Here is a 12478-nt window from a genome sequence, read left to right on the forward strand (position 1 = left end):
CATTTAGCACGCTTTCGTATTTTAAAATTTTCTCCACGTCAAGCCCGCCCAGATCGTAGTTTTTGCCCTTAACGGCATGCAGCATCGTTAGGATATCCGGCTGGCTGGTGCCGCCGCTAACCGGACTTGCGGCTAGATCTATGCCGTCTGCGCCCGCTTCTAAAGCAGCCATATAGCACGCGACGCTAACGCCTGCGGTTTCGTGAGTATGGAGTCTGATGTGAGTATTTTGCGGGAGGAGTTTGCGAGCCATTTTGATGGTCTCATATACTTTTTGCGGACTAGAGGTGCCGCTGGCGTCTTTGAAACAAATGCTGTGATACGGGATGCCCGCGTCTAAAATTTCGCGCAAAATCCGCTCGTAAAACGCCACATCGTGCGCGCCCGAACAGCCTGCTGGCAGATCCATCATCGTGACGACCGCTTCGTGCTTTAGGCCGTGATGAGCGATACGCTCGCCGGAAAATTTTAAATTTTCTACGTCGTTTAGCGCGTCGAAGTTTCGTATCGTGGTCGTGCCGTGCTTTTTAAAGAGCTTCGCGTGCAGATCAACCAGCTCGCGGCTGCCTGTGTCTAGCGTCACGGTATTTACGCCGCGGCTTAGAGTTTGCAGGTTTGCCTCGGGCCCGACGGTTTCGCGAAATTTATCCATCATCGCAAACGCGTCTTCGTTTAGATAAAAATAAAGGCTCTGAAACCGCGCCCCGCCGCCGAACTCAAAGTGCGTTATACCGGCCTCTTTAGCCGCGCTAACCGCGGGCAGAAAATCAGCCATCGCCACGCGCGCGCCGAAAACCGACTGAAAGCCGTCTCTAAAGGTAGTATCCATAACGTCTATAAATTTTTTCGCCATTTTGCCGCCTTATAAAATTTCAAAATCGTGCTAATTTTACCTTGTTTTAGATTAAGTGGATATAATAAATCAAAGCATTATCACAAAAATGTTTAACAAGGGGAGCAAATGCAAGAGCGCACGCTAGAAGAGCTTTATAAAAAGCTAAAAGAATTTGATAGGCTGATGGATAAAGAGGAGTATCTACTTGACGAGATAAGAGACGCCGTAGAGGCGCAGGATTTGGCGTTTGCCGCGCAAATTTGCGACTTTGTGCTAAACGAGGAATTTGAAAAATTCGGCGCATTTTTAAGAACCAGAGCGCTAATGTGGCTCACGGGCTACATCGCGCAAAATTTAAAAGAAAACGAGAGCGAATATCCGAATTTTGACGACTTTGTAGACTGCCTGTGGAAATTTAAATGGATCGTCTCTGGCATCGCTAAAAGCTCGGCGATAGAAAAAGAGCTCATAGACAAGGTAAACGAAGCGATGCTGTTTTACTACGAGCGCTTGGAGCTCTCGCTGGCAGCCTACTACAAGGCCTTGATGAATCAAAACATCGATATGGGCGACGCTAGGGAGGCGAAGGCAAACTACGAGCTATGGAAAAAGCTCGCCAAGGACGATATGGGTGATTGCGAGGCGTGCGAAGCAAGCGATGAGATCGCGTATCTGTGCTTTGTCGGCGAGCACGAAGCAGCGCTAAGCCTAGCCGCGCCGATACTATCAGGCGAGCTAACCTGCGCCGAAGTGCCGCACGCGACATACGCGCCGATACTTTTTAGCATGATTAAAACGGGCAAGATCGAAGAGGCAAAAGCCCTTTTACCAAAGGCCGCGGCGACGATCGAGTCAAATCCTCGCGTCATAAACGAGATCGCGCCGCTAATCGAGATCGCCGTTAGACTGGGCGAGCGCGAGACGGCGCTAAATTTAGCTCGCAAGCACTCCGCGGCGATCCTAGATGGCAACGACGATCTAAACGACCTACGATTTTTCATCGCAGTTAGCGCATTCGGCGACGAGAACGACTACAAGATAGCTCTAGAGATAGCGGGCAAATTTGACGCTAGAAACGGCAACACCTACTACTCGGACTACCTGAACGAATTTTACGCGGAGTTTGGTTTTTAGCTTTTTGCGGGTTAAATTTGATGGGCAAATTCGGAGTTAAATTTATAAAATTTGACGCACCGAGACCCGCATCTCGACGATAGTAAATTTGGCTTGGTTAAAATTTGGCATTGCGAGCTTGGTTTCCTTGATTAAAAAACAACCGTTTGAGGTTGTTTTTTACTTTATATAAAGGGGGTGGAGGCTTAAATTGCGCTCTACTAGCAGTTGCGAGGCAAAGCAGACCCTCTCCCAAGCCCTCTCTAACCCCACTGCACGTGAGATGTGGCGACACAGCTTTGCTCGCGCAAAGCGTCGCGGGTTTAGTAAATTTTGATGGAGTTAAATTTATAAATTTGACTTCAAATTTGAGCGTAATAAAGATAAGGCGAAGTATCTTGCGATGAATTTAAATGTTGCGACAAAATTTACGACCGAAGATAGAACATGTAGTTCATCGAGGGAGGAAATTTCTAGCTCATTTAAAGGCGCGCAAGAGACAAGCCTTTACAAAGCAAATTTTAGCTAGATTTTGTGCCGTTATTTCCCGGGCCTAGTCAGCTCATAGGCGAAATTTATCTCCTTGCTCTCGTTTGGCTTAAGCGCGAATTTCCACGTCACCTTGCCCTCTTTATCCAGTTCGCTCTCTTTGGGGTCATTTTTCATGTTTACGCTTACGCTCTCGTGCGCGCTAACTGGCGCTCGCTCCTGCAAGACCACGTCCCACGCGAGTTTAGAGCCGTTTTTTACGGTAAATTTATAGCCCTGCGAGATTTTATTTTTCGAGCCGAAAAACGACTCTTTCGTAAATTCGCCGTTATTTTCCTTTTTTACGGACACAAGCTCGTTTTTACCGAAAAACTCCTCGGCCTCCTCGGCCGCAGCGTAGCCTACGTATCTTTTGCCGATATTTACGTCGCCGATTTTAAACTCCGCATCCGAGCTCTCTACGCTTCGTTCGGGCTTAAATTTAGCTCTAACGTATGCGTTTGCTCCGCCGTATCCGTCTATAACTAGGTCAAATTTCGCGTCGAGGCTTTGCTTGTCGTAGCTAAAGCTCTTTTCCTCGCCCGCTTTTAGACTTACGTTATCGATACGCCAAGTATTTGCAAGCTCATTTTGGGCGTTGCTAGCCTCCGTCTCTTTAGCGTAATTACGGGATACTTGCTTTGCCTTTTTCATCGGCGTAACTACGGCTCTATCGTAGGCCTCCATTGCTACCGGAGTCGCTGCTAGCATAGGCTCTGCCTTGCCCTCGTACCACGGATAAAAAGGCTCAGGTGTCAAATTTGACGAGTAGTAAAACGGATAAAGCGCGATCGTGAGATTTGATAAATCCGTATCGAGAGGATTTTTTAGGGTCAAATTTTGCGAGATTTCGACCTTGCCTTTTTCGACCAGGGCAGAAATTTTATTTTTTAAATTTACGCCAACGCCCACCGGATAGGAGATTTTGACCTGTTTTGGATCGCATTCGAATTTAAGGTCAAGCTTTTGAAAATTTACGACCTCTCTTTCTAGTTCTTGCATTTTTAGATTCGCGTCGTTAAGCAGCTTTTTAGCCTGAGAGGCTTCGGCTAGCGCTTTTAGTGTTATATCGTAAAATTTATCCGCATCGGCGCTCAAATTCTCGACGCTTTGCTCTTTGAAAGCCGAGAAATTATTTAAAAATTTGTTTTTCGCGTTTAGCGCGCCTACCTTATTTCCCAGCTCCTCAAACTCGTTTTGAGCTTTTTTAAATTTATCGTATCTTTCGTCTTCTAACGGTTTTGGTTCGTTTAAATTTAGACTGATTAGCTCGCACGACGCACTCACATCGATATCCTCAAGCGCTACGAACTCGAGTAAATTTAGGCTAAATTCGCTTTTTTGATCGGCGAAGCTTTGGTGGATAAAGGACTTGTTCTTGTAGATTTCCAGTAGATTGCTCTGCGCGCTAGCCAGCGCGGCAAGCGCCGAGATCAGGGCTATTTTTTTCATTTTTTTCCTTTGGATAAATTTGAAAAATTATAGCCCAAAACGTTAAATTTAAATCTAGCTCAACAAAATAACGGCAAAAATCGCTAAAACCAAAATTTGCAGTCCGATAAAAGGCACGACGCCCTTGTAGATATCAGAAGTCTTAATCTCTGCAGGCGCCACGCCTTTTAGATAAAAGAGGCTAAAGCCAAACGGCGGCGTGAGAAACGACGTCTGTAAGTTCATCGCGATAACGATAGCAAAATATAGCGGATTTATGCCTAAATTTACCGCAATCGGCGCTAAAATCGGCAGCACGATATACGAAATCTCGACGAAGTCTATAAAAAATCCCAGCGCGAAAATCGTAATCATCGATAAGACGATAAAGCCCCATTTTTCGCCAGGCAGATTCGACATAACGTCCTCAACTATCTCGTCGCCGCCGGTGTAGCTAAACACCATCGAAAACGCCGTCGCTCCGATAAGGATAGTAAAGACGACGGCCGTGGTTTTGACGCTCTCTTCGAGCGCTTCTTTTAGCATTTTAAACGAAAAAGTCTTGTAAAAAACCGAAAGCAAGATCGCGCCCACGCAGCCAAACGCCGAGCTCTCAGTCGGCGTAGCGATGCCTTCAAATATCGAACCAAGCACCAATACGACAAGTACTAGCGGAGGCAAAATCGCGAGGATAGCGTTTAAAATTTGCTTTGATTTAGGCATATCGCTCTCTACTACGACGGGCGGCGCGTAGTCTTTTTTCACGTAAGCCACGATTAGGATATAAGCTATATAAGCGCCCACGAGCGCAAGACCCGGATATATCGCCTCGCGGAAAAGATCGCCGACTGGCACGGTAAAGACGTCGCCTAGGATAATCAAAACGATAGAAGGCGGGATGATCTGTCCAAGCGTGCCAGAAGCACAGATAGTGCCGCAGCCTAGAGCTTTGTTGTAGTTGTACTTTAGCATCACGGGCAGGCTCATGACGCCCATAGCTACGACGCTAGCGCCCACAACGCCTGTAGATGCGGCTAATAGCGCGCCCACTAGCACGGTGCTGATCGCCACGCCGCCGCGAATCTCGCCGAATAAAAACGCCATGCTCTCGAGCAATCTCTCGGCTAGCTTGGTCTTTTGTAAAATAATTCCCATAAAAACGAAAAGCGGCACGGCGATGAGAATTTTATTTTCCATTATCGAGTAGATGCGGTAAGGCATGAAGTTAAAGGTCTCTTTAAAAATCTCAAGCCCGCCCATAAAGCCGTTGCCGTCGCCAAAGCTCTCGACCATACCGCCGATGAGTCCGAAAATGACGGCTATCGCGCCGAACGTAAATGCGACGCTAAAGCCGATAGCAAGCATAAAAAGCGCGGCCAAAAACATTACTATGCCGGTCATTTTTCATCTCCTTGTTGCGCGGTTTTGCTTAAATTTGCGTCAAATTTGCCCGCTTGGCTTAAATTTGAGCGAGCGTCCAGATAGACGTTTAGCCACTTTATAAAGTATCCGACGCTAAAAAATATCAGTAGCCAAAAGCTAAACGGGATAAAAGCCTTGATAACCCAGCGGTGCGGCAAACCGCCAGGATCTGCGCTACCCTCGCCGCTCTCGTACGCCTCCACGACGTAGTCCCAGCTCAGCCACGCGACCAAAAGCGCAAGCGGCAGGATAAAAAGGATGACACCGGCCATATTTATGAGCGCCCTTTTTTTCACGCTCATCTTTTCGTAAAATATATCCACTCGCACGTGCGCGTCGTCTTTTAGCGCGTAGCTCATGCCAAGCAGGATGATGATGCTAAAAAAGTGCCACTCAAGCTCTTGCAGGCCTACGTTGCCGTATTTGAAAAAATATCTCGCCGTGACGTTAAAAAAAACGTCCGCGATCATCAAAAACATCACGAGTATACAGACGTAGCCCGCGATATCGCCTAATTTACCGAAAATTCGCTCTACTTTTTTTAAATTTCGTTCCATTTAACTCCCCAAAATTTGTCTTATCATTATAGCTAAAATGCAAATCGGCGCGACGAATCGCAGTAAAAAATACCAAATTTCAAAAACCGCCCTACCCATATACGGCAAAAATAGCTCCTCTAGACTGCCTCTTTTCATCGCGTAGCCCACAAATACCGCAATCACTATACCGCCAAGCGGCAGCATGATATTTGAGCTAAGATAGTCTAAAACGTCAAAAAATCCCTTGCCAAAAAACGTGAGCGCGTCTTTAAATTCGGTAATGTTTGAAAGCGCGCAAAGCGTGCCTAGGCAATAAACGCAAACGCCAACGATAGCAATCGCGCCTAGGCGAGGGATCTTAAACTCGTTTATGAGATAAAAAACGAGCGGCTCGACCATCGAGATAGCCGACGTAAGCCCCGCAAAAATAAGCGCGGTAAAAAACGTAAAGCTTAGGACGTTTCCCATCGCTCCTAGCTTAGCAAACAGCGTCGGTAGCGATATAAACGCAAGCCCTACGCCCTGGCTAGGCTGCTCGCCGTACTCGAAAACAAAGGTAAAAACGATGAGACCGATGACGACGCTAACGATGATATTTAGCGCAACGACGTAGAGCGAAGAGGTAAAAAGATTGGTCTTGTCATCTAGACTTACCGAATACGTCGCGATTGCGCCGATACCCACGCACATCGTAAAAAACGCAAGTCCCAACGCCACAAAAACAGCCTCGCTCGTGATTTTAGAAAAATCAGGCACTAGCAAAAACTCCGCCGCCTGCGAAAATCCGCCCATTTGCATCGAGTAAATCAGCATAAAAATAAGTAGCAAAAAAAGCGTCGGCAAAAGCCATAAATTTATACGCTCGATGCCGCCTTTTATGCCCTTTGAGAGGATGAAAAAATAGGCCGCGAACGCGATGCTAAAGTATAAAATTTGACCCGAGATATCAGAGCTTATAAATTTGCCGAAATTTTCGCCCGAAACCGCGATACTTTGCGGAAGCTCGCCAAGAGATAAGACCGAGTACCTAATAACCCAGCCGATGATGACCGTATAAAACGACGCAACTAAAACGCCCGTTATCATTATGACGCCGGCGTAGCCCCAAAATTTGCCGTTTTTAGGAGCGAGCGAGCGAAAGGCATTAACGGGATCGGCGTTTGAAATTTTACCCATCGCCATCTCGGCAAAAAATATACTAAGCCCGACCGCAACGGCAAAAACAAGATACAAAAGCACGAAAGCCGAGCCGCCGTTTGCGCCGACCATGTATGGAAATTTCCACGCATTGCCAAGTCCGATCGCGGCACCCACGATGGATAATATAAATCCGATTTTAGAAAATTTATCGCTTGCCACGGTTAGCCTCTTAGCGCATTTATCGTGATGATGACGATGCTAATAGGAGCTACGAACCTAATCATAAAATACCAAATTTCAAAAACGGTCCTACTCATATACGGCCCAAAAAGTATGTAAAGCGCGTCTTTTTTGATGACAAACCCGACGAAAATCGACACCGTGATGCCGCCGATAGGCATGATGACGTTTGAGCTAAGAAAATCAAGGCAGTCAAAAAAGCTCTTGCCGAAAAACGTCAAATTTTCTTTAACGCCTTCGATGCTTGAAAGTATACACAAAATGCCCATGCAGTAGATGAAAGCGCCGATTAGCGCGAGGGATTTTTTACGAGAAAGGCCGAATTCTCGGATAAGATAGTGCGTGAAAGGCTCTAGCATCGAGATAGCCGAGGTAATGCCCGCAAAAAGCAGAGCCGAAAAAAACGCAAATGCAAGCACGTGTCCGAGCGTGCCCAGCTTCGCAAATAGCGTAGGCAGCGAGATAAACACGAGTCCCACGCCCTGACTAGGCGTCGCACCGAACTCAAACACGAAGGTAAAGATAACAAGCCCCATCAAAATGCCCATCACGACATTTATGACTACGATGATGATTGAGGAGCTAACGAGATTCGTATTATCAGGCAGCGACGCGGAGTAAACGATAATGACGCCGACGCCTAGAGATAGCGTAAAAAATGCCAGTCCAAGCGCGGTTAGAACGCTACTTACGCCTAGTTTTGAAAAATCGGGAACCAGCAAAAATTTAGCCGACTGCACGAAGCCATCCATCGTAAACGAGTAGCTAAGCATGATGACAAGCAAGATAAGAAGCGATGGCATCATCCAGACGTTTACGCGCTCTATGCCGCTTTTTATGCCTTTTGATACGATAAAAATACAGAGGAAAAACACGATCGTAAAATAAAAAATTTGAGACGCGGCGTCGTTAGCGTAGAAATTTCCGAAAATTTTCTCCGAAGCCTCGACGTCTTTTGGAAGTTCTGTTATTACCATTACTGCGTATTTTAGTATCCATCCGATGATGACCGTGTAAAAAGAGGCGATGATGATCGCGCCTATCATCGTAAAACCCGCAAATTTCCACGTTTCTTTGCGTTTTGGAGCAAGCTTTTTAAAGGCATTTACGGGGTCAGACTCCGAAAGCTTACCGATAGCTATCTCGCCGAAAAATATCGCAAGTCCGATAAAAAACGTCATAAAAAGATACAAAAGCACGAAGGCCGAACCGCCGTTTTGACCGACTAAATACGGGAATTTCCACGCGTTTCCAAGCCCCACCGCAGAGCCCGCGACGGCTAAGATAAAGCCGATTTTTGAAAATTTATCCTGCGCCAAATTTAACCTTAGTATTTAAAATTTTAGAAGCGAGGCTAGCATAAAAAAGCTTTTAAAATTCTAATTTTTAAATAAATTCGTGGAAAAATGAAACACGGCTGAAATTTTTTGTAAATTTGTAGCACTACGCGGCGGCAAATTTGACGAGTAGAAAATTTATGAAAATTTTTCTCGGTTTTAAGTAACTCAAAGCTAAATTTTTATAAAATGCGCTCTTAAAGCTTCAAAGTAGGGGTCTGATCCGAAATGGCTTAAATTTACAAGGAGACTTTATGAAAAAAGTTGTTTTCTTAATGATGGCTCTTGCTAGCTTCGCGTTTGCGGGTGACGGCGAGATGCTAAGATCTTACTCTGTTCTTGCGGCAGCAGTCGGTCTAGGCCTAGCGGCTCTTGGCGGCGCTATCGGTATGGGAAATACCGCTTCTGCGACAATCTCAGGCACGGCTAGAAACCCTGGCGTGGGTAGCAAGCTAACTACGACGATGTTCGTTGCTCTTGCGATGATCGAAGCGCAAGTTATCTACGCGCTAGTTATCGCACTAATCGTTCTTTACGCAAATCCAATGTTTTAATATCGGGCGGGTTCGTGTCCCGCTCTTTTGTTTTTTAATCTACGTGCGACCTTGGTGGAACGGTAGACACGCTACTTTGAGGTGGTAGTGCCGAAGGGTGTGCGAGTTCAAATCTCGCAGGTCGCACCATTTAGACGAATTCTCCCAAAAACATCCCAATCTCTGGCTTTTGTAAAATAGGTATCAAAGCTAAGTAATCCGAAATCTATCGAATTACGCCTTTAAAACTTCCTTGATGACTTCCTAGCGTAGTTAGGAAGTATTTTTTAGAGAAATCCGTAGCCCCCGTCCAAAATCTTATAATTAAGAGAAAAAGGACGCACATGCGATTAACCTCTCAGGTTGACAAACTTACGGATTTTGTCGGCTTTAAAGCTTACCCTGACGAAACTATTTCGTCGTATACTCTCCCTATTGGTAAAAAAGAAAGCCGTCAAAAGCTCGATGAATGCGGACTTTGGCTCAAAATCCTAAAAACGACTGCCCGTAAGAGTAAAAAAGTCAAGCTCAAGAAGGACTACTACTACGGCGAACAGGGCAAGCTCATTAAGTTTTTAGGCTCTGCGAAAGATATCAGCTACAAAACCGCGCTAAAAATGGCTAAAGAGTTGAACGCAGGGGCTACGCCTAACGGAAAGGCTTTTGCTACCCTAGCTTCGGTTTTTGACTCATATCTTAGTTTCGGCTCTAAGCGCTGGGCGCCACAAACGATGGCAAAAAAAACTCAAAATATATAAAAATTCGCCCCCCTAAAAGACAAAGACATAAGTCGTATAAAGACCGATTCGATATTCGCTATCGCAGACGAGCTTTATCATGCTGAAAAGTTTGCCGCTTTGAAAGACTTTCTCATCGAGGCTAAAATGGTTTTTAGTTATGCGAAAAACCGCCAAAAAATCAACAAAAACCCTTTAGCCGACGTTGATTTTTCTAAAATCTACGTCGTGCCTGAGAGTGACGGTTTTGGACACATCGAAACCGACGCTGACTTACGCTCACTCATTGCTTATTGTTGCGGTTACGAGGGGTCTCAAGACGTGCGCAACGCCCTTGTCCTTGGCCTCTGCACTGCGTTAAGGGCGGCAAATGTTCGCTTTTTATCTCGGGAAAACCTAGTGCGCGACGACGAAAACGGCTATTACCTCGCCTTTGCTAGGGACGAGATGAAGGTAAAACGCAATGGCGACATGTATCTCGGTCTTCCGCTCGAGCTTGGCGAGTGGCTGGATTCTATGGATGTCGGCACGTATTTTTTTATGGGTCGAGGTGGTGAAAAGGCGCTATCTGACGCAATCTTATCGAAATCTTTGAAAGACTATGCGCCTGAAAATCCAAAGGGTCGTATCGTATTTCATTCCTTCCGCAGTATTCTCTCAACCTTCGCTCATGAAGTAGACGAAGGCGACGTTAGCGACTATGATATGTCTCGCACTTTGTCGCATGCGATAAAAGGTGTAGAGAAACGCTACAACAAATCCAAAGCAATCGCTACTACGCGTCGGGTTTTGACTTGGTGGTTTAATTATCTAAAAGATAGGGGATTGAAACTATGAAAAAAGAAGGCGGGCAAAGAGAATTAGCTCTTTGCCTTAAAGAACAAAAGAATTATAGCGAAATTTCCTTATCTGCCGATAATTTATATCGGGAAGCGAGCGCAAATGAGTAATTTTCGCTCTGATCTTGATGGTTTTAAACCGGGTGAGCTACACCTGCGCCAAAAACTTTTAAACCGAGAAATCAAACAACCCCTTGATTCTCGGGCTATCGAGATATCGACCTTCGATGTTTTGGCTGATTTCCTTGCCTTGGGTTTTTCTTGTGTCGGCATAACTCTAACCGCCGATAATACGGGCATTTGGAAAAACGGCACTCCTGGTCGCAAAAATAATAAAGAGCTTGCCGAAGCTCTAAAAAAAGAGCTCTACTCGCTTGTTAAAAAAACTCTCTCGACTATCCCTCTTTGGGTCGCATAGGTTTATGAACGCCATAAAAACGGCTCCCCTCATGTCCATGCCATGCTGTTTTGCCCTATCCGCGATCTTGCTCACGTGATAGCCATCTGCAAGCGGTTATATGATTCTAAATCCGTACAAGTGAACACGCTAAGCCCGATGTACGTTTTCAAAGATGAAAAATGGCAGTGGGAGTTAGTTGAAAAAGAGACCAATTTTTCTGCTGCTCTTTGCTCTAAACTTTTAGCCAGAACTACCGCTGAAATCGATCCTATTAAGGACAAGCTAGTTCGCAGAAATGTAGCGAGGGTGAAAGATGTCCAAGAAACAAAAGAACTTCATAGCGTTTGCAATACAAAGCTTCGCAAAAAATATCCGAATGCTGCACTGGTGCTTGGTAACCTTTTTTTCGAGCTTTGGCGCTATTGGAAATACGCACATTGTCGCTCGAAACGAGATCGAGTTGCTGATAATACCGACAAGTATGATCGTTTAATTCTGGGGCTTAAGAACGAGGACGAAAACAAAAACGAAAACTCAGAACCTTTCCCTGTGAATCGCTTTGTTATTGTGCAACCGACGCTTGGAGCTTTCGGTCGCGACGTGTCCTGCAAGCTAAAAACCGAAGCCTGCGACGACTTGCAACAGCTTGACGTTACGCTTTGGTGCTACGGAAATGCCGAACGTTATCGCATAAACCTAAAGCAAGTTTATTTAAGCCCGCGACAAATCCAAAATCTTAAGCTCTGGGGTAAAGCACGCTTTTTTCGGGCAAAAAGCTAAACGGCAAAGACCCTTTGCAAATGCTCGACTTTGCGCCGAGCGGCTTAAGCGAATATGACCGCGAGCTTTTGCAAAATCGATTCGATATCCGCTCTTGGTTTGGCTATGTTACCCCGCTCCTAAAAAAGAACAACCTCTTGATCCTGGCATCCGAGAAATTATCGAATTTCTTGAACAATCTATGTATGAAAACGCTACGCCTGTTGGTTTTGTTGAGCCTGTAAATCTTGAAGTGTGTTGCACCTGATTTTTAGTTCTTTTCCGGTAGCATGTTTTTGTTTTTATAATTAAAAATAAAGGAGTTTTAGATGGAAAATACTTTTGTTGCGAACCAATCGCTAAAACCCGCTCAACCTCAAGACCAAAAAGCGACTCAAGTCACGCCAAAACATGCTGAGGTTACGGATAAAAAAGAGCTAAGTCCTCGAGGGAAGCTCATTAAAGAACTAAATGCTCTTGTTCTGAAAATAAAGGGCATCGATAAACGCGAAGCCAAGGCGAAAAACGCTTTGGAAAACGCCAAAAAAGCTATGGCTAAAATCGAGGAAGAGCGTGCTGAAGTTGAGGCGCTTGCTAAAAAGTTCGAGCTCTCGAACTCTACCAC

At 45.5% G+C, this 12478-nt stretch carries 13 protein-coding genes, 1 tRNA gene and 1 pseudogene; 9 read left to right on the forward strand and 6 right to left on the reverse strand.

Annotated features, from left to right (window positions below; genetic code table 11):
• Positions 1-853, reverse strand: a pseudogene (locus RYL88_RS07785) (biotin attachment protein); the annotation flags it as partial.
• Between the two features lie 108 nt (positions 854-961).
• Here RYL88_RS07785 and RYL88_RS07790 point away from each other — a divergent pair.
• Both RYL88_RS07790 and RYL88_RS07795 read left to right on the forward strand, forming a co-directional pair.
• Positions 962-1969: a hypothetical protein gene (locus tag RYL88_RS07790; protein WP_314990355.1), complete on the forward strand. Its 1008-nt coding sequence runs from the start codon at positions 962-964 to the stop codon at positions 1967-1969.
• 382 nt (positions 1970-2351) lie between these two features.
• Entirely contained in the window at positions 2352-2477 is a 126-nt protein-coding gene (locus RYL88_RS07795) for a hypothetical protein (protein ID WP_314990357.1), read from the forward strand.
• 11 nt (positions 2478-2488) lie between these two features.
• On the opposite strand, the gene RYL88_RS07800 is transcribed toward RYL88_RS07795, so the two are convergent.
• The 5 genes from RYL88_RS07800 to RYL88_RS07820 are packed head-to-tail and all read right to left on the reverse strand — an operon-like array spanning position 2489 to position 8567.
• The gene (locus RYL88_RS07800; RefSeq protein WP_314990358.1) at positions 2489-3928 is read right to left on the reverse strand and encodes a DUF4139 domain-containing protein; all 1440 of its coding nucleotides are present in this window, start codon (positions 3926-3928) and stop codon (positions 2489-2491) included.
• A 54-nt stretch (positions 3929-3982) separates the two neighbouring features.
• Complete coding sequence (locus RYL88_RS07805) at positions 3983-5308, reverse strand: TRAP transporter large permease subunit (protein ID WP_314990360.1); 1326 nt, start codon at positions 5306-5308, stop codon at positions 3983-3985.
• Entirely contained in the window at positions 5305-5886 is a 582-nt protein-coding gene (locus tag RYL88_RS07810; protein WP_314990362.1) for a TRAP transporter small permease subunit, read from the reverse strand. Before RYL88_RS07810 ends, RYL88_RS07805 begins: the two co-directional genes overlap by 4 nt.
• Positions 5887-7227 (reverse strand): sodium-dependent transporter, encoded by a 1341-nt coding sequence (locus tag RYL88_RS07815; protein WP_298086477.1) that lies wholly within the window; start codon positions 7225-7227, stop codon positions 5887-5889. It lies immediately after the preceding gene.
• A gap of 2 nt (positions 7228-7229) precedes the next feature.
• Positions 7230-8567 carry a sodium-dependent transporter gene (locus tag RYL88_RS07820; RefSeq protein WP_314990365.1) on the reverse strand — a complete coding sequence of 446 codons (1338 nt, stop codon included), beginning with the start codon at positions 8565-8567 and terminating at the stop codon, positions 7230-7232.
• Positions 8568-8839: 272 nt separating this feature from the next.
• Between RYL88_RS07820 and RYL88_RS07825 the strand changes: the two genes are divergently transcribed.
• The 7 genes from RYL88_RS07825 to RYL88_RS07855 all read left to right on the forward strand — a co-directional run.
• On the forward strand, positions 8840-9139 hold the full coding sequence (locus RYL88_RS07825; RefSeq protein WP_122874270.1) for a F0F1 ATP synthase subunit C: 300 nt from the start codon (positions 8840-8842) through the stop codon (positions 9137-9139).
• 45 nt (positions 9140-9184) lie between these two features.
• Positions 9185-9268 (forward strand) — tRNA-Leu (locus RYL88_RS07830).
• Positions 9269-9462: 194 nt separating this feature from the next.
• Positions 9463-9876, forward strand: a complete 414-nt coding sequence (locus tag RYL88_RS07835; RefSeq protein WP_314990367.1) for a hypothetical protein — start codon at positions 9463-9465, stop codon at positions 9874-9876.
• Positions 9877-9975: 99 nt separating this feature from the next.
• On the forward strand, positions 9976-10692 hold the full coding sequence (locus RYL88_RS07840) for a hypothetical protein (RefSeq protein ID WP_314990368.1): 717 nt from the start codon (positions 9976-9978) through the stop codon (positions 10690-10692).
• A 105-nt stretch (positions 10693-10797) separates the two neighbouring features.
• The gene (locus tag RYL88_RS07845; RefSeq protein WP_314990370.1) at positions 10798-11112 is read left to right on the forward strand and encodes a hypothetical protein; all 315 of its coding nucleotides are present in this window, start codon (positions 10798-10800) and stop codon (positions 11110-11112) included.
• A gap of 120 nt (positions 11113-11232) precedes the next feature.
• Positions 11233-11874: a hypothetical protein gene (locus RYL88_RS07850; protein WP_314990372.1), complete on the forward strand. Its 642-nt coding sequence runs from the start codon at positions 11233-11235 to the stop codon at positions 11872-11874.
• 308 nt (positions 11875-12182) lie between these two features.
• Positions 12183-12478, forward strand: a 296-nt coding sequence (locus RYL88_RS07855) for a hypothetical protein (RefSeq protein WP_314990374.1), incomplete at its 3' end; no start/stop codon positions are given.

This window comes from uncultured Campylobacter sp., from assembly GCF_963517995.1.
GTDB lineage: Bacteria > Campylobacterota > Campylobacteria > Campylobacterales > Campylobacteraceae > Campylobacter_A.

Bases quoted from the DNA above. Each gene is read 5' to 3' on its own strand.
- RYL88_RS07790 (WP_314990355.1), top strand. From the start codon at position 962: ATGCAAGAGCGCACGCTAGAAGAGCTTTATAAAAAGCTAAAAGAATTT.
- RYL88_RS07795 (WP_314990357.1), top strand. From the start codon at position 2,352: ATGAATTTAAATGTTGCGACAAAATTTACGACCGAAGATAGAACATGT.
- RYL88_RS07800 (WP_314990358.1), bottom strand. From the start codon at position 3,928: ATGAAAAAAATAGCCCTGATCTCGGCGCTTGCCGCGCTGGCTAGCGCG.
- RYL88_RS07805 (WP_314990360.1), bottom strand. From the start codon at position 5,308: ATGACCGGCATAGTAATGTTTTTGGCCGCGCTTTTTATGCTTGCTATC.
- RYL88_RS07810 (WP_314990362.1), bottom strand. From the start codon at position 5,886: ATGGAACGAAATTTAAAAAAAGTAGAGCGAATTTTCGGTAAATTAGGC.
- RYL88_RS07825 (WP_122874270.1), top strand. From the start codon at position 8,840: ATGAAAAAAGTTGTTTTCTTAATGATGGCTCTTGCTAGCTTCGCGTTT.
- RYL88_RS07835 (WP_314990367.1), top strand. From the start codon at position 9,463: ATGCGATTAACCTCTCAGGTTGACAAACTTACGGATTTTGTCGGCTTT.
- RYL88_RS07845 (WP_314990370.1), top strand. From the start codon at position 10,798: ATGAGTAATTTTCGCTCTGATCTTGATGGTTTTAAACCGGGTGAGCTA.